This is a genomic window from Micromonospora sp. NPDC049051 (genome assembly GCF_043197575.1).
In the GTDB taxonomy this organism is placed as follows: domain Bacteria; phylum Actinomycetota; class Actinomycetes; order Mycobacteriales; family Micromonosporaceae; genus Micromonospora.
In genome coordinates this window covers 366,995-382,824 of sequence record NZ_JBICTL010000001.1, presented here as the reverse complement: position 1 = coordinate 382,824, position 15,830 = coordinate 366,995, and the positions used below count along the sequence as shown (strand labels likewise).

Sequence of the window (15,830 nt, the reverse complement as noted above, 5' to 3'; positions counted from 1 at the left end):
GTCACCGACCGGCATACATCGGAGGTCGCCTCGTGCCGACGCCCACCACCACCCTGGCCCTGGGGCCGAGCTGGCTCGATCCAGAGGTGTTGATCTCGACGTTCGGGCTGATCGGCATCCTGGTGATCGTCTTCGCCGAGTCCGGCCTGCTGATCGGGTTCTTCCTGCCGGGCGACTCGCTGCTGTTCACGGCGGGGCTGCTCACCGCGGACGGGAAGTACATCACCTACCCGCTGTGGCTGGTCTGCCTGCTCATCACCATCGCGGCGATCGCCGGCGACCAGGTCGGGTACGCGTTCGGCCGCAAGGTCGGCCCGGCGCTGTTCCGCCGCCCGAACTCGAGACTGTTCAAGCAGGAGAACGTGCTCAAGGCGCACGACTTCTTCGAGAAGTACGGCGCGCGCTCCATCGTGCTGGCCCGGTTCGTGCCGATCGTGCGGACGTTCACGCCGATCGTGGCGGGGGTCAGCCGGATGAACTACCGCACGTTCGTCATCTACAACGTGATCGGCGGAGTGCTCTGGGGCACGGGCGTCACCGTGCTCGGCTACTTCCTCGGCCAGATCCCGTTCGTCAAGGCGAACATCGAGATGATCCTGATCGGCATCGTGCTGGTCTCGGTCGTGCCGATCGCCTTCGAGCTGCTCCGGGCGCGGATGGCGGCCAGGCGCGGCACCACGCCGCAGGAGCAGGCCGCCGCCGAGGAGGCGATCCGGGAGACCCGCGAGCACTACGGCAAGCACTGACCGACCGACCGTCCGGTGCCGTCCCTGGTCGGGGAGGGCACCGGACGACCGGTGAAGGTCAGCGCGCCTTCTTGGTGGCGCGCTTGCGAGGCGGGGTCAGCAGATCGGCGATCGTGGCGATCGCCGTCGGCACCAGCCGGTAGTAGGCCCAGACACCGCGCTTCTCCCGCTCCAGCAAGCCGGCCTCGGTGAGGATACGCAGGTGGTGACTGACCGTCGGCTGCGAGAGGCCGAGAGGCGCGGTCAGGTCGCACACGCACGCCTCGCCCTCGGGGGCCGACTGGATCAGGCTGAGCAGCCGAAGACGAGCAGGGTCGGCGAGGGCCTTGAGAACCCCCGCGAGCCGCTCGGCATCGGCACGTTCGATCGGCTCGCCGGCAAGCGGCGAGATCTGAGGCATAGTCATTTCAGCCAACGCAGTTCCCACGTATTCCATCCTTCCACCAGCAGCATCGATCCGCCTGCATATCGGCGGATCCGAATCGGCAGACTTTCACGCCACAAGGCCGAGGTCAGCCAACGTAAAGGCCGCCCGATACGGCAATCCGGCGGCTCGCACCGCGTCGCCGGCGCCTCGATCAACAATAACCGCCACACCCACGATCTCGGCCCCGACCTCGCGAAGGGCCTCGATCGCCGTCAACACACTTCCTCCGGTCGTGGAGGTGTCCTCGACCGCCAACACCCGCCGACCGGCCACGTCCGGCCCTTCGATCCGGCGCTGGAGCCCGTGCGCCTTGCCCGCCTTGCGGACCACGAACGCGTCCAGCGGGCGACCGACCCGGGACGCGGCGTGCAGCATCGACATCGCCACCGGATCGGCGCCGAGAGTCAGCCCGCCCACCGCGTCGTACTCCCAGTCGGCCGTCAGGTCGCGCATCACGCGCCCCACCAACGGAGCGGCCTGGTGATGGAGCGTGACGCGACGGAGATCGACATACCAGTCGGCCTCGCGGCCGGAGGAGAGCACCACCCGGCCGTGGACCACTGCCAGGTCAGTGATGAATTTACGCAGGTCGTCGTGGTCCCCCATGCCGATAGAGGGTACTGCTCAAGTCTGGGAGCCGGGTGTCGGGTCCACCCGGATCAGCCCTGGGAGCGACCGGCGGGCGGCGAGAACCGGCTACGCTGAGCGACCGTTCAGCCGGACATAGCGGACTATTGACGAGGGCCGACGGATCGCGTCGACTCCGCTCCGGCGCTCAGCCGTTGTCGCGGCCGATCCGGCCCCGGGTGTCCCGGGACACCGCCTCCAGCAGCCGCCGGGGCGCGTGCCGCAGCCCCGCCACGGCGAGCTTGTACTTCCACGCCGGAACGCTGACCAGCTTGCCTTTCCGCAGGTCACGAAGGGATTCGTCGACCACGTCGTCGGCCCGCAGCCACATCCACTCCGGTGTCTTCGACATGTTGATGCCGGCGCGCTCGTGGAACTCCGTACGCGTGTAGCCGGGGCAGAGCGCCATCACGCGTACGCCGAAGGGCCGGGCGGACTGGCCGACGGACTCGCTGAAGTTGGTGACCCACGCCTTGCTGGCGGAGTATGTCGAACCCGGCATGACCGCGCCGAAGCCCGCCACCGAAGAGACATTTATCACTGCCCCGGAGCGCCGCTCGCTCATCGGACGCAGGGCCGCGAGGGTCAACCGCAGCACGGCGTGCACGTTGAGCCGCAGCAACCGCACCTCGTCCTCGGCGGACGACCGCAGGAACGGGGTGTTCAGGCTGATCCCGGCGTTGTTCACCAGCAACTCGACGGGCGACCCCTCGGCCAGCCGCCGCTCCACCGTCGCGCAACCGTCGTCCGTGGACAGGTCGGCCGGGATCGTCTCGACCTCCCGGCCGTACCGCCCGGTCAGCTCGTCGGCCGTCGCGGCCAGCCGGGCCGCGTCCCGCGCCACCAGCACCAGGTGCCAGCCGTCGGCGGCCAGCCGGCGGGCGAAGGCGGCACCGATGCCCGCGGTCGCCCCGGTGATCAGGGCCCGCCGCTCGCCGGTCGACTCATCGAGCGTCACGGGCTGTCCTCACCTCGGCGGGTACGGGGGCGCGGGAGGCGCCCCGGGCGGCTGGTACGGGGGCGGAGCGGGCGGCGACGCGGGCGACGCCGGGGGATGGTGCGGGGCGGACGGCGGGTGGTGGTGCGGGGGCGGAACGGGGTGCCGGCGGAACCATGCCTTCGCCGCCGGCAGTGCCAGCAGCACGGCTACCACAAGGTAACCGAGCACCTGGCCGACGGAAAGCCCCGCCCCCAGCGGGATCCACCAGGACGGGTACGCCTCGGCGAGGAGGCCGAAGAGCTCCGCCGTCGCGCGGTCGTTCCCGCCCGATCCCAGCGGGGTGACTCGCTGGCCGACCAGCAGCGCGAGCCCGCAGCACCCGGCGATCAGCCCCAGCCCCGAGACCACCCAGGTCCCGGTGCGGGCGCCGTCCCGGCCGGCCCACAGGCCGAGGGCGAGACCGGCGAGGAGCAGTCCCGCGAGCAGGCTCACCACCGCCGTCAGCACGGTCGACGCGCCCAGCAGGGTGACCGTCCGGTCGATCTGGTCCGGGAGTGCCGAGGTGCCCGCCGCGGCGGCGCGGAACCGGTCGACGGTGCCGGGGCGTGTCGCCACACCGGCGGCGGCGTACGCGAGGGCGGCGACCGCCATCAGCGCCAGCACCGCCACGGCCACCATGACCACGGCCGGACGGCGGGCCGGTGCCCGATCGGGGTACGACACGACGAGTCCCTCCGGTAGGTGTCGGGTTGCAACCTACTCGGAGGGACCGTCGGCGTCGCTGTTATCGATCGGTCAACTCACCGGCGGCGGGGTCGGACCGGGACGGTCCGAGCCGGGCTGATCGCCGCCCGGGTTCGTTCCCGGCTGGTCCCCGCCGGACGGCGCGGACGGCGGCTGGCTGCCCGGGGCCGGCGGGTGGCCCGGCTGGTCGGGGGCCTGCGGCTGCCCCGGCGCGGACGGATACCCCGGCGTGGACGGGTAGCCGGGCTGGCCGGTCTGCGGGTAACCCTGCTGACCGGGCTGCGGGTAACCGGGCTGACCCGGCTGGCCCGGCTGCGGGTAACCGGGCGTGGGCGGGTAGCCGGGCTGCCCGGTCTGCGGGTAGGCCGCACCGGGGACGGGCGGCTCCCAGGCCTGCTTCGGCTTGCGGAAGAACTCGTTGGCCTTCGGCAGCGCCAGCAGGATGAGCGCGGCGAGCAGCGCGAGCAGCCCGAGCACGCCGAGGAGGGTGGTGACCGGGTTGACCCAGCCGGGCAGCGCCTCGTCGAGGCGACGCTGGATCTCCTCCGGGCTCGGCCCGTTGCCGGTCGTCTGACCGGTGCCGACACCGCCGCCCAGCCCGCTGACCAGGCCACCGCCCGTGCAGCAGACCATGATGCCGCCGAGCACCCAGGTGGTGATCCGCGATCCGTTGCTGCCCTTGTTGTTGAACACGCCGAGCACGGCCAGCACGACCGCGAGCAGGAGCACGAAGATGGCCCCACCGACGGCGATCATCGTGGTGATGTCCGCCAGGTTCTGCGCGCCGTTGGCGTCGGTGCCCCGGTACGCGTCGTCGAGCGTCTTCGAGATGGTGCCGATGGTGGAGAGCGTGATGATGAGGCCGATCAGCTGGGTGAGCGCGAACAGCCACAGCAGGTACGTGGATATGGTCACCACACCCGGCCGGGTGCGGGCCGGCGTGTTGTGGGAATCGACCATGATTCTCCTTCCCTAGATCGCGGTCACACCGTATCCAGGTCGGGCCAGTCCGGCACGTCAGAACGACGTTGACCCGCCGAGACGGCGGCGATCGCGGGCCACGCCGGGGGCCTCAGTAGCCGCGCCACTCCGCGCGGGCGTACTCCAGCACGTGCGGCTGGAGCAGGGTGGAGGCCGGCACGTCCACCCGGCGGCGGTCGGCCGGGAAGTTGCCGGCGGCGGAGAGCGTCGCCGCGTCGAGGAAACGCAGCGCGGGCGCGTCCGGTGGCAGGGCCAGGGCCGGCGCGGTCGGGCCGGCGGCGGCCAGCAGGAATCCCCAGTCGCCGAACGACGGCACGTCGACGTGGTACGGCGTGGTCGCGAAGCCCGCCTCGCGCAGCGACGCCTCGATCGACCAGTACGACCGGGGCGCGAAGTACGGCGAGCCGGACTGCACCACCAGCCGGGCGCCGTCGGCGAGCACCGCCCGCACCAGCGCGTAGAACTCGACCGTGTAGAGCTTGGCGGTGGCCGTCTCGTCGGGGTCGGGCAGGTCGGCCACCACCGCGTCGAACCGGTCGGCGGCGGTACGCAGCCAGGCGAACGCGTCGGCGTGCACCACCCGCACCCGGGGGTCGTCGAGCGCCCCGCCGTTGAGCCGGCGCAGCTGCGGCTCGCTGCGGGCCAGCGCCACCACCGCCGGGTCCAGGTCCACCACCGTGATCCGCCGGACGTCCGGATAGCGCAGCAGCTCGCGTACGGCGAGACCGTCCCCGGCGCCGAGCACCAGCACCTCGCCGCGCGGGCCGTTCAGCACCGGATGCACCAGCGCCTCGTGGTAGCGGTACTCGTCGACGGAGCTGAACTGGAGGTCGCCGTTGAGGAAGAGCCGCAGGTCGGTGCCGGTGTGCCCGGTCTCGGCGACCGAGCGGGTGAGCACGATCTCCTGGTACCGGCTGCGCTCGGCGTGCACCACCGGGTCCCGGTAGAGCTGCTGGCGGGCGGTCAGCTCGAAGTCGTGCGCGGTCACCCACGCGTACCCGAGGCTGAGGAAGACCACGACGCTGCCGGCGCCGAGCGCGACGCGCGCCCGGCGGCTCAGCTCCTGTCGGAAGACCGTGCAGACCAGGGCGAGCCCGGCGACGGCGTTGACGGCGCCGACCACCAGCGCGCCCTTGAGCAGGCCGAAGACCGGCAGCAGCAGGAACGGGAAGGCCAGCCCGCCGAGCAGCGCGCCGACGTAGTCGGCGGCGAACAGGTCCGCCACCGCGCTGCCGGCGGCCTGCTCCCGGATCCGTTGCAGCAGCACCATCAGCAGCGGGATCTCCGCGCCGATCAGCAGGCCGAGCACGAAGGCGGTGGCGACCAGCGCCGGGCCGTAGAGGTCCAGCCAGGCGAATGCCGCGTAGAGGCCGAGCACGGAGAGGCCGCCGAGCAGGGCCAGGGCCAGCTCGATCGCGGCGAACGCGGGGGCGGACCGGGGCTGCAACGGCTTGGCGGCGAGTGCCCCCACGCCCATCGCGAACACCATCACGCCGAGGACGATCGAGGCCTGCCCGACCGTGTCCCCGATCAGGTAGCTGCCGAGGGCGACCAGGGCCAGCTCGTAGACCAGGCCGCAGGCGGCGCAGACGAAGACGGCGACGAGCACCGCCGCGCGGGCCAGCCGCCACCGCGCGGGCGGTGCCGGCGCGTCGACGGTCACCGGCCCTCCGGCGTACGCCCGCGAGCCGGGACGGCCGTCGCCGATGCCTTCCCCTGCCCCCCGGCGCCCTTGCGGCGCTGGCGGCTGCGCTGCCAGAACCCGGCGGCGAACAGCAGCGCGGCGAACAGCAGCAGGCCGACCGCGGCGAGCAGGTAGCCCCAGCGGTCGCGCCAGAGGTCGCTACCGGCCTCGGGCAGCGGCGCCGGCTCGGCGGTCGCCGCCGTCGGGGTCGGTGCCGGATCGACCAGCCCCGCCTCGGCGGCGAGCAGCGGCAGGGAGACGGCCGCCCGGGTGACGGCCCAGCCGGGCTCGTCGACGAAGGCGTCCTCGGTCAGCCCGAGCCGTTCCAGCCCGTTCTCCATCCTAAGGCGGGTGCTGGCGGGGACGTCGTCGGACGTCTCCACCCGGACGCGGGCGAAGTCGTTGCTCTCGCTGCTCTCCGGGGTGTACGCGACGCGCGCGACCACCTGCACCCAGCGCGGACAGGCCGCGTTCTCCTCGACCGCCACCCCGTCGCCGAGGTTCGACCCGACGCTGAGGTCGGCGTATTCGTAGTAGTCCTGGAGCACCCAGCCGTAGCAGATGCCCTGGCTGGCGCTGGAGCGTTGCAGAATCGGCACGGTGTCGCGGCGTTCCTGCGAGGTCGGCGGCAGCACGTCGTCGCCTCCGTCGCGGCTGTTGAACACGCCGACGCCCACGCAGCACAGGACGACCACGCCGACGACCACCCAGACGGCCCAGCTACCACTCTTGGTCGGGCCTCCGCCCGCCGGCCCGCCGGGCTGCTTCGCCGTCGTCATCAACTGATGGCGGCGGCGATGATCGCGCCGGTGGCGAGGTGCACGGTGGCGGAGACCCAGACCGCCGGGTGCGGCTGCTGGTCGACCAGGATCTCGCCGAGCTTGCCCGGCGTGGCCACATCCAGCAGCACGAACGCCGCCGACATGATCACCAGGCCGAGGATCCCGTACGCGGACGCGCCGATGATGCCGAGCACGAAGTCGTCGTCGCTGGCGGCGATCGCGGCGACCACGATGATGCCCACGCCGGCCAGGTTGGAGGCGAGCAGCAGCGCGGCGTTGCGGTTGCGCTCGGTCCAGATCAGGTGGTTGAGCTTGCCAGGGGTGGCGAGGTCCACCAGGACGTAGCCGATGCCCATCAGCAGGACGCCGACCGCCCCGTAGGCGAGGGTGACCAGCAGATCGGTGACGAGGGTCTGCACAGGAGGCTCCAGGGTGAGGGGGGGTCGGTGCGTCACTTGCCGCTGCCGGGGCCGCCGCCCCGGACGGTGTTGCCACGGCCCCAGCCCCAGTGGGAGCCGACCGTGGAGTGGTAGCGGGGATAGGCGGTGCGCATGTGCTCCAGCAGGATCACCGAGCCTGCGGCGATCGGCAGGATCACCACCGAGTCGTCGTCGTAGCGCAGGTAGACGCCGCTGCCGTCGACGTACTGGTCGGCCGGCTGCCACGCGTCGGTGACCTCCTTCGCCACCTGGCTCGGCGAACGGGGCGAGGTGTAGGCCACGGCGTTGCCGCCGATGTCCCGGCTCGCCGCCCGCGTGTACCGGTCCTCCACGAAGCCGCGCGCGGAGAAGCTGCCGTAGAAGATCGCGAAGGCGGCGACCAGCGCGCCGATGACGGCGAACGCGACCCCCACCACGAACCAGCGTCGGTACGTCATCGCAGTGCCACCACCGTCTCGGTCAGGACCAGCTCGTTGGTCTGGGGATACGCGTGCCAGGTGCGCCAGGCGAGGGTGCCGGCCGGCGGGTCGGGGGTGACCGCCAGCGCGGTCACCGCGTCGACGTCGCCGGGGAACACCCCCACCAGCGCGTACGGGTCGTCGGCCAGGTCGGCGCGGAGGGCGGCGACCTGCTCGCTCAGCCCCGCGCCGGCGGGCCGCAGCACCGTCGCGGTGAAGTCGTAGCCGTTCGCCTCGTCCCGTACCGCCGGCGGCAGCTCGGGCGGGCGGCCGGGCAGGCAGGCGACCGTCTCGGTCAGCGCGGCGCCGGGCGCGTGCAGGACCACCTGGTGCGAGGCGCCGAGCAGGCGCAGCCGCAGCAGGACGCCGCCGGGCAGGTCGAGGTCGAGCACGTGCAGCGCGGGTCGCTCGACGTCGTCCAGCGCCAGGCTGAGGTCGGCGGCGCTGGTGTCGACGTACGGGGCGTCGAGGGTGACGAGCATCAGCTCACCCCGGACTGCGGGTAGATCATCACGTCCCCGCGGTGCAGCAGCTCGCCGAGCGCCACCTCCCAGCCCGCCTCGCCGTACGCCTCGAAGGAGAGCCGGGCGCCGCCGGGCGCCTGGTAGTCGTGGTACCGCATGGTGCCGGTCGGGTCGAGGCCGGTGTTGCCGACGGCGGTGAAGCGGGCCTGGCCGGACTCGTTCCAGTTGTAGCGGCGGCCGGCGAAGTCGAGGGTCGGGGCGCCCGGGGTGAGGGTGGCGCCCTGCTCGGCCCCCCAGAGCACCAGCTCCAGCTCCGGGTCCTCCTCGACGGAGAGCCAGCGCCGTACGCCGGCGGCGTCGTCGAGCAGGTGCTCGACCCAGCTCCAGCCACCCTCGACGAGGCGGATCGAGCCGCGCACCGCGTACGAGACGCCACGGATCTCGACGATGTCGCCGGGCTTCAGGCGGCGCGGGTCACCGCGCAGCGCGTCGGCGTCCCGATCCCGCAACGGGTCACCCGGTCCCTCGGCCCGCTGTGACGGGCGCGACTGCGACCGGTTCCAGGCCACCGCCGCCACCACCAGACCTGCCACCCCGACCAGGCAGCCCACCGCCGCCAGCAGGTACGCGAGCGTCCCGCTCAACCCGACCACCTCCCCAGGTACGTCGGCGGAGACGGTAACAACCCCGCGCACCTGGGGAAACCTGCTGTCGGCTGAGTGAAGGGACAGTCACCCGGCGTACCCGTTCTCGGCGTGCCCGTGGGCCCGCTCCCGACCGGTGCCGGTCAGCCGCGGGAGAGGCGCTCGGCGGCGTACTCGCGCACGGTGGTGCGGCCCATGACGCAGCCGGTGAAGGTGCCGACCTCACCCCGGTCGTCGCCCAGCGCCGTCCAGGCGGCCCGCCCGGCCGCCCGGTCGACGTGCTCCAGCAGCGTGGCGGCGTAGACGCGGCCCGCCGGTGTCGCCTCCGCGAGCAGCCGGTCGAGTTGGCCGCGTACGCCCTCGGGGTCCTCGGCGAGTGCCGCCTCCACCCGCCGGTACGCCTCGGTCACCGGCAGCGTCGTCCCGGCGATGCCCACCCCACCGAAGGCCACCGTGTCCGCCTGCCGCAACTCGTCCAGCGCCGCCGCCACTTCCCGGTCGCGTCTCTTCCCGATCCCGAACATGCCCTGTCTCCTTCCCTCGCCGCGCGCCGCCCACCCTGTCGATCAAGAGGTTTACGCCCTCAACTGTGCGCCGCCCAGACGCGAACCTCTTGATCGACAGGGATCCGTCCCGGCCTGCGGCCCGACCGGGACGGCTGGATAGGTGGGTGGGGGTCAGGCCGGGGTCACCGTCAGGGATTCCTTGGTTTCTGCCAGGTCGACCTTGACCGTGTCGCCGTCGCGGATCTGGCCGGCGAGGAGGGCCTTGGCGAGCTGGTCGCCGATCGCCGTCTGGACGAGGCGACGCAGCGGGCGAGCGCCGTAGATCGGGTCGTATCCGTGTTCGGCGAGCCACACCCGGGCCGGCTCGGTGATCTCCAGGCCGAGGCGGCGGTCGGCGAGGCGCTTGCGCATCCGGTCGAGCTGGATGTCGACGATGGCCCGCAGGTCGTCCCCGTGCAGCGCGGCGAAGACCACGATGTCGTCGAGGCGGTTGAGGAACTCCGGCTTGAAGTGCGAGCGGACCACCGCGAGGACGCCCTCCCGGCGCTGCTCCTCGGCCAGCGTCAGGTCGCCGATCACCGACGAGCCCAGGTTGGAGGTGAGGATCAGGATCGCGTTGCGGAAGTCCACCGTACGGCCCTGGCCGTCGGTGAGCCGGCCGTCGTCGAGCACCTGGAGCAGGATGTCGAAGACGTCCGGGTGCGCCTTCTCGACCTCGTCGAGCAGGATCACCGAGTACGGCCGGCGGCGTACCGCCTCGGTGAGCTGGCCGCCCTCCTCGTAGCCGACGTAGCCGGGCGGGGCGCCGACGAGCCGGGCGACGGAGTGCTTCTCGCCGTACTCGCTCATGTCGATGCGGACCATGGCCCGCTCGTCGTCGAAGAGGAACTCGGCGAGCGCCTTGGCCAGCTCGGTCTTGCCCACGCCGGTCGGCCCGAGGAAGAGGAAGCTGCCGGTCGGGCGGTCCGGGTCGGCGACACCGGCCCGGGCACGGCGTACCGCGTCGGAGACGGATCCGACCGCCTCGGCCTGGCCCACCACGCGGGCGCGGAGCGACTCCTCCATCCGCAGCAGCTTGGCGGTCTCGCCCTCCAGCAGCCGGCCGGCCGGGATGCCGGTCCAGGAGGCGACCACGGCGGCGATGTCGTCGGCGCCGACCTCCTCCTTGAGCATCGCGCCCTCGGCCTGGAGCCGGGCCAGCTCCTCCTCGGCCTGCTTCAGCTCGGTCTTGAGGGCGGGGATGCGGCCGTACCGCAGCTCGGCCGCCCGCTCAAGCTCGCCGTCGCGTTCGGCCCGCTCGGCCTCGCCGCCGAGCCGCTCCAGCTCCTCCTTGGCCGTGGAGAGCTTGGTGATGTGGCTCTTCTCCAACTGCCAGCGCTCCGACAGCGCGGTGAGCTGCTCGCGCTTGTCGGCCAGTTCCTTGCGCAGCCGCTCCAGCCGCTCGGCGGACGCGGCGTCCGGCTCCTTGGCCAGCGCCATCTCCTCGATCTCCAGCCGGCGCACCGCCCGCTCGATCTCGTCCACCTCGACGGGCCGGGAGTCGATCTCCATCCGGAGCCGGGACGCGGACTCGTCGACCAGGTCGATGGCCTTGTCCGGCAGGAACCGGTCGGTGATGTAGCGGTCCGACAGGGCGGCGGCGGCGACCAGCGCGGCGTCGGTGATGCGTACGCCGTGGTGCACCTCGTAGCGCTCCTTCAGGCCGCGCAGGATGCCGATGGTGTCCTCGATGGTCGGCTCGCCGACCAGCACCGGCTGGAAGCGCCGCTCCAGGGCCGGGTCCTTCTCGATGTGCTCGCGGTACTCGTCGAGCGTGGTCGCGCCGACCATCCGCAGCTCGCCGCGGGCCAGCATCGGCTTGAGCATGTTGCCGGCGTCCATCGAGCCCTCGCCCTTGCCGGCGCCGACGACGGTGTGCAGCTCGTCGAGGAAGGTGATGACCTGCCCGTCGGAGTTCTTGATCTCCTCCAGGACGGACTTCAGCCGCTCCTCGAACTGCCCCCGGTAGGACGCGCCGGCCACCATCGCGCCGAGGTCGAGCGAGACGAGCTTCTTGTCGCGCAGCGACTCGGGCACGTCGCCGGCGACGATCCGCTGGGCCAGGCCCTCGACGATGGCGGTCTTGCCGACGCCCGGCTCGCCGATGAGCACCGGGTTGTTCTTCGTACGCCGGGACAGCACCTGGATCACCCGGCGGATCTCCGAGTCCCGGCCGATGACCGGGTCGATCTTGCCGTCGCGGGCGCTGGCGGTGAGGTCCACGCCGTACTTGGCCAGGGCCTGGTAGGTCTGCTCGGGGTCGGCGGTGGTGACCCGCCGGTCCCCGCCACGCACGGTCGGGAACGCGGCGACCAGGTTCTCCTCGGTGGCGCCGGCGTTCTTGAGCGCGACGGAGACCGCGCCGCCGACACGGGCCAGGCCGGCGAGGAGGTGCTCGGTGGAGGTGTACTCGTCGCCGAGCGGCCGGGCGATCTGCTCGGCGGCCCCGATGGCGTTGACGAACTCCCGGGCCAGGGTCGGCTCGGCGATGCTGGAGCCCCGTGCGGCGGGCAGGTTGTCGACCGAGCGCTGGGCCACCCGGCGCAGCTCGGCGGGGTCGGCCCCGACGGCGCGCAGCAGGCCGGCGGCGGTCGAGCCGTCGGTGTCCAGCAGTGTCAGCAGCAGGTGCCAGGGCTCCACGGTGGCGTGGCCGCGCTGGTTCGCCAGCGCGACGGCACCGGTGATGGCCTCGCGGCTCTTGGTGGTGAGACGTTCCGTGTTCATGGGCTCCCCCGGGATCGGCGTGTCCACTGGGAAGTGACGTTCCCAGAGTTGAGCCTATTCCGCTCAACCCTAGCCCTGTGAGCTGGATCACTCACGCCCACGATGTCACCCGCGCGCCCGCCCCGGCGGGCGTGCGGCGCAGGGTGCGTCGTGGTCGGCCCGCAGGGCGCACCGACGGCCGCCGTCGAGCCTGCGGTCGCAGAAGACCCAGTGTCGTACGCCCTGGTCGTCCTCAGTCGACACGGTGATCCCGCCGAGGTCCGCGCGAGCCAGGAAGGCCAGCGACCGGCCGGCGGCGCGGGCGAGCAGCTTGGCCCGCGCCAGGTCGGCGGCGGCGACCGGCAGATGGATGACGTAACGCCCGGTCATCGCGGCCGGGCCGGGTCGGGAATCGGTCGGGACACGCCGCATCACCCCTTCGCGCTGGAAGGAGCGGCCCGGCCAGGTCCCGGCGGCCGGGCCGCTCCGCCCCACCACCGCAGCCTCCTTCGGCGGTACGGCAGCAGGGCCGATGGAGCCGGGACGGGCCACGGGGGAAGTTCCCGTCCCAGCCGATTGAGCGCTCCAGTGCCATCCGGAAGCGTTCGAGAGGAACCTACAATCGGTACCGGTTGTAGGTCAACGACAAACCACCGATTGCTTGAGATTGGAGGTACCTGCGTGATCGAATGGGCGTGCCATCCGGGGAGTGTGCATGCCCAAGCAGCAGTACCAGATGCTCGCAGACGAGCTACGAAACAAGATCGAATCCGGCGAGTGGCCGCCCGGCGCGAAGTTGCCGAGCAGGGCGCAACTCTGCAAGGAGTACGGCGTCTCGGACACCGTCGTGGGCAAGGCCATGATGATTCTGCGAGCCACCGGGCTGACCGAGACGCTTGAGGGCGTCGGCGTGTTCGTGGCGGAGAAGCACTGACGGGTAACGCTGCGGAAGGCGTACTCCTGATCGGATTCCCAGGTGACGGCAGGGAGTAGCCTGACGGCCGTGCGCGTACGTGTCGAACAGACCGCCCTGCCCGGCATCGGGGTCCGTCACGATCTGCTGACGGAATCCGGCCGCCGCCTCGGCGTCGTCTCCCACCGCAATGGCCGCCGTGACCTCGTCCTGTACGACCCGGACGATCCCGACTCATGTCAGCACGACATTCCGCTGACCGACGACGAGGCGGAGGCGCTCGCCGACATCCTCGGCGCGTCCCTGATGCTGGGCCAGCTCTCCGGGCTGCGCGACCAGGCCGCCGGGCTGCTCACCGAGCAGATCGCCATTCCGGCCGGGTCGAAGTACGTCAACCGGAAGCTCGGCGACACCCAGGCACGCTCCCGTACGAGCGCCTCGATCGTCGCGGTGCTGCGCCACGGCGAGGTGATCGCCTCGCCGGACCCGTCCTTCCGCTTCGCGGCCGGTGACGTGGTGGTCGTCGTCGGGACCCGCAAGGGCCTCGACGGCGTGACAGCCATCCTCGCCGACAGCGACCCGGACGGCTGAGGCGCGGATGCACCACACGACAACACTGCTCATCGAAGTCGGCGCGCTGCTGTTCCTGCTCGGTCTCCTCGGCCGGCTGAGCCGCCGGATCGGCCTCTCGCCCATTCCGCTCTACCTGCTCGCCGGGCTCGCGTTCGGGCACGGCGGGCTGCTCCCGCTCAACGCCAGCGAGGAGTTCTTCGCGGTCGGGGCCGAGATCGGCGTGATCCTGCTGCTGGTGATGCTCGGCCTGGAATATTCGGCCAACGAGCTGGTCGGCAACCTGCGCGCCGCGGCCCCCGCCGGGCTGATCGACGGGCTGCTCAACGCACTGCCGGGGGCCGCGTTCGCGCTGCTGCTCGGCTGGGACTGGGTCGCCGCCCTGGTGCTGGCCGGCATCACCTGGGTCTCCTCCTCGGGCGTGATCGCCAAGGTGCTCGCCGACCTCGGCCGCCTCGGTAACCGGGAGACGCCGGTCATCCTCTCGGTGCTGGTGATCGAGGACCTGGCCATGGCGTTGTACCTGCCCCTGCTGACGGCCGTGCTCGCCGGCACCGGCCTGCTCGGCGGCGGGATCGCGCTCGGCGTGGCGGTCGGCACCGTACTCCTGGTGCTGGTGGTCGCCATCCGGTACGGCAACCTGATCTCCACCGCGATGTCGGCGAAGGACCCGGAGGCGCTGCTGCTCGGCGTACTCGGGATGACCCTGCTGGTGGCCGGCATCGCGGCGAAGCTCCAGGTGTCGGCGGCGGTCGGGGCGTTCCTGGTGGGCATCGCGCTCTCCGGGCCGGTGGCGCACAACGCCACAGAGCTGCTCACGCCGCTGCGTGACCTGTTCGCGGCGGTCTTCTTCGTCTTCTTCGGCCTGGTCACCGACCCCCGGGACATCCCGCCGGTGCTGCTGCCCGCGCTCGCGCTGGCGATCGTCACCATGGCGACGAAGACCCTCACCGGCTATCTGGCGGCCCGCCGGGTCGGCATCGCCGAGCCAGGTCGATGGCGTGCCGGCCTGGGCCTCGTGCCACGGGGCGAGTTCTCCATCGTCATCGCGGGCCTCGCGGTGGCAGCCGGCAGCGTCGAACCGAAACTGGCGGCGCTCGCTACGGCGTACGTGCTGATCACCGTGGTGACCGGGCCGATGCTGGCGCGGCTGCCCGACTTCGCGTGGTTCAAGCGCTGGCTGCGGCAGCGGGTCGCGGCCCAACAGGCCCGCCCGGCAGTCGTACCGGACTGACCGGAGTTGGCTGGGGGCGGATCGACCGTACGGTCGGCCCGCCCCTGGCCAACGGATGTCGAATTGCTCCCCTCAGGGTCTACCGTCGATCAGCGCTCCGGGTTACCGTTTCGCCCCAACAGCCAGAGCCCGTGGGCGGCGACGCCCCTGCGGACGAGTGCGGAAGGTTGACCGTTGAGCGTGCAGGAGTCGACGTTCCACGGCTTCGCCAACCCCGTCGACCCCACCCCCGTCGAGTTGCGGGCGTGGGCCTACCAGCCTGACTCCGTACCGCTGACGTCGATGCCGCCGGACTGGGACCTGCTGGTCTCCGGCGACCGGCTGGTGGCGGTGCTCTTCGACCTGGCGATGGACCCGTCCTGCCCGGCGCGCCGGTTCGCGCTGCACTGCCTCTACATCTACGCCGCCGACGGCATCCGGACGAACTTCCGTGCCCACCCGAAGCGACGCTTCCGCAAGCTGGTCGAGAAAGCCGAGCGCACCGGCGACGACCTGATGCGCACCTGGGCGTACAACAGTCGGGTGCTGCTGGCCCGCCCGGAACTCTTCGTCTACCGCGACTGGTGCGAGGGCGGCCTGGTCCGGGAAAACCGCCGCATCGCCTGACGCCTCAACGCGAAGACCTGGGCCCTCGCCGGCACCTCAACGTCCCGGCCCGCCTCCGGACGGCGAACGGGCCGGGGCCCCCCGTGGGTCCCGGCCCGCACGTCGGCGGATCGTCAGTGTTCCGATCCGCCCTGTTCCCGGCGTCTCGCCTTGTCCTTGCCATCGTCGGTCCGGTCGGCGAACGCGCCGCCCTTGGCCATGTCGGTGAAGCCGCTCTCGGTGACCCGGTCGAATTTCTCCCGGACGTTCTTCGCCACCTCTTGGAGCCGTTCCTCCGTCTGCTGGGCAACCTTCTTCGCGGCTTCCGTCATGGCTCCCCCTG

General features: G+C 72.0%; 20 protein-coding genes. 5 read left to right on the top strand and 15 right to left on the bottom strand.

Annotated elements, in window-relative coordinates; translation table 11 throughout:
• Window positions 1-32 precede the first annotated feature (32 nt).
• Window positions 33-746: a DedA family protein gene (locus ACGFIR_RS01840; RefSeq protein ID WP_393142684.1), complete on the top strand. Its 714-nt coding sequence runs from the start codon at window positions 33-35 to the stop codon at window positions 744-746.
• Window positions 747-804: 58 nt separating this feature from the next.
• On the opposite strand, the gene ACGFIR_RS01835 is transcribed toward ACGFIR_RS01840, so the two are convergent.
• The 14 genes from ACGFIR_RS01835 to ACGFIR_RS01770 all read right to left on the bottom strand — a co-directional run bounded on the left by ACGFIR_RS01835 (window position 805) and on the right by ACGFIR_RS01770 (window position 12,575).
• Window positions 805-1,182, bottom strand: a complete 378-nt coding sequence (locus ACGFIR_RS01835) for a helix-turn-helix transcriptional regulator (RefSeq protein ID WP_007073957.1) — start codon at window positions 1,180-1,182, stop codon at window positions 805-807.
• A 57-nt stretch (window positions 1,183-1,239) separates the two neighbouring features.
• Complete coding sequence (gene pyrE, locus ACGFIR_RS01830; RefSeq protein ID WP_393004923.1) at window positions 1,240-1,779, bottom strand: orotate phosphoribosyltransferase; 540 nt, start codon at window positions 1,777-1,779, stop codon at window positions 1,240-1,242.
• 169 nt (window positions 1,780-1,948) lie between these two features.
• The gene (locus ACGFIR_RS01825) at window positions 1,949-2,758 is read right to left on the bottom strand and encodes an SDR family NAD(P)-dependent oxidoreductase (RefSeq protein WP_393142682.1); all 810 of its coding nucleotides are present in this window, start codon (window positions 2,756-2,758) and stop codon (window positions 1,949-1,951) included.
• Window positions 2,759-2,767: 9 nt separating this feature from the next.
• Window positions 2,768-3,463, bottom strand: coding sequence for a hypothetical protein (locus ACGFIR_RS01820; RefSeq protein ID WP_393142680.1), 696 nt, complete (start codon window positions 3,461-3,463; stop codon window positions 2,768-2,770).
• Window positions 3,464-3,535: 72 nt separating this feature from the next.
• Window positions 3,536-4,444, bottom strand: coding sequence for a hypothetical protein (locus ACGFIR_RS01815; protein ID WP_393142678.1), 909 nt, complete (start codon window positions 4,442-4,444; stop codon window positions 3,536-3,538).
• A 112-nt stretch (window positions 4,445-4,556) separates the two neighbouring features.
• Window positions 4,557-6,128 (bottom strand): polyamine aminopropyltransferase, encoded by a 1,572-nt coding sequence (locus ACGFIR_RS01810; RefSeq protein WP_393142676.1) that lies wholly within the window; start codon window positions 6,126-6,128, stop codon window positions 4,557-4,559.
• On the bottom strand, window positions 6,125-6,928 hold the full coding sequence (locus ACGFIR_RS01805) for a hypothetical protein (RefSeq protein ID WP_393142674.1): 804 nt from the start codon (window positions 6,926-6,928) through the stop codon (window positions 6,125-6,127). The genes ACGFIR_RS01810 and ACGFIR_RS01805 overlap by 4 nt, the downstream gene beginning before the upstream one ends.
• Window positions 6,928-7,350: a DUF350 domain-containing protein gene (locus ACGFIR_RS01800; RefSeq protein ID WP_393142672.1), complete on the bottom strand. Its 423-nt coding sequence runs from the start codon at window positions 7,348-7,350 to the stop codon at window positions 6,928-6,930. Before ACGFIR_RS01800 ends, ACGFIR_RS01805 begins: the two co-directional genes overlap by 1 nt.
• 32 nt (window positions 7,351-7,382) lie before the next feature.
• On the bottom strand, window positions 7,383-7,808 hold the full coding sequence (locus ACGFIR_RS01795) for a DUF4247 domain-containing protein (protein WP_393004936.1): 426 nt from the start codon (window positions 7,806-7,808) through the stop codon (window positions 7,383-7,385).
• A complete protein-coding gene (locus ACGFIR_RS01790) occupies window positions 7,805-8,311 on the bottom strand; it encodes a DUF2617 family protein (protein WP_393142670.1) in 507 nt (168 codons plus the stop codon). The genes ACGFIR_RS01795 and ACGFIR_RS01790 overlap by 4 nt, the downstream gene beginning before the upstream one ends.
• On the bottom strand, window positions 8,311-8,937 hold the full coding sequence (locus tag ACGFIR_RS01785) for a DUF4178 domain-containing protein (protein ID WP_393004940.1): 627 nt from the start codon (window positions 8,935-8,937) through the stop codon (window positions 8,311-8,313). The genes ACGFIR_RS01790 and ACGFIR_RS01785 overlap by 1 nt, the downstream gene beginning before the upstream one ends.
• A gap of 143 nt (window positions 8,938-9,080) precedes the next feature.
• Complete coding sequence (locus ACGFIR_RS01780; protein ID WP_393142668.1) at window positions 9,081-9,461, bottom strand: hypothetical protein; 381 nt, start codon at window positions 9,459-9,461, stop codon at window positions 9,081-9,083.
• Window positions 9,462-9,614: 153 nt separating this feature from the next.
• Window positions 9,615-12,206, bottom strand: coding sequence for an ATP-dependent chaperone ClpB (clpB, locus tag ACGFIR_RS01775; protein ID WP_393142666.1), 2,592 nt, complete (start codon window positions 12,204-12,206; stop codon window positions 9,615-9,617).
• 105 nt (window positions 12,207-12,311) lie between these two features.
• Entirely contained in the window at window positions 12,312-12,575 is a 264-nt protein-coding gene (locus ACGFIR_RS01770; protein WP_393143704.1) for a hypothetical protein, read from the bottom strand.
• Window positions 12,576-12,900: 325 nt separating this feature from the next.
• Between ACGFIR_RS01770 and ACGFIR_RS01765 the strand changes: the two genes are divergently transcribed.
• From ACGFIR_RS01765 to ACGFIR_RS01750, 4 genes are all read left to right on the top strand, one after another.
• Window positions 12,901-13,119 carry a winged helix-turn-helix domain-containing protein gene (locus tag ACGFIR_RS01765; RefSeq protein ID WP_393004946.1) on the top strand — a complete coding sequence of 73 codons (219 nt, stop codon included), beginning with the start codon at window positions 12,901-12,903 and terminating at the stop codon, window positions 13,117-13,119.
• Between the two features lie 69 nt (window positions 13,120-13,188).
• Window positions 13,189-13,689 (top strand): cation:proton antiporter regulatory subunit, encoded by a 501-nt coding sequence (locus ACGFIR_RS01760; RefSeq protein WP_121397280.1) that lies wholly within the window; start codon window positions 13,189-13,191, stop codon window positions 13,687-13,689.
• A gap of 7 nt (window positions 13,690-13,696) precedes the next feature.
• Window positions 13,697-14,902 carry a cation:proton antiporter gene (locus ACGFIR_RS01755; protein ID WP_393004948.1) on the top strand — a complete coding sequence of 402 codons (1,206 nt, stop codon included), beginning with the start codon at window positions 13,697-13,699 and terminating at the stop codon, window positions 14,900-14,902.
• A 174-nt stretch (window positions 14,903-15,076) separates the two neighbouring features.
• Complete coding sequence (locus ACGFIR_RS01750) at window positions 15,077-15,508, top strand: hypothetical protein (RefSeq protein ID WP_393004950.1); 432 nt, start codon at window positions 15,077-15,079, stop codon at window positions 15,506-15,508.
• Window positions 15,509-15,621: 113 nt separating this feature from the next.
• Here ACGFIR_RS01750 and ACGFIR_RS01745 read toward each other — a convergent pair whose 3' ends face one another.
• Window positions 15,622-15,819, bottom strand: coding sequence for a hypothetical protein (locus ACGFIR_RS01745; protein WP_393004952.1), 198 nt, complete (start codon window positions 15,817-15,819; stop codon window positions 15,622-15,624).
• Window positions 15,820-15,830: the final 11 nt, after the last annotated feature.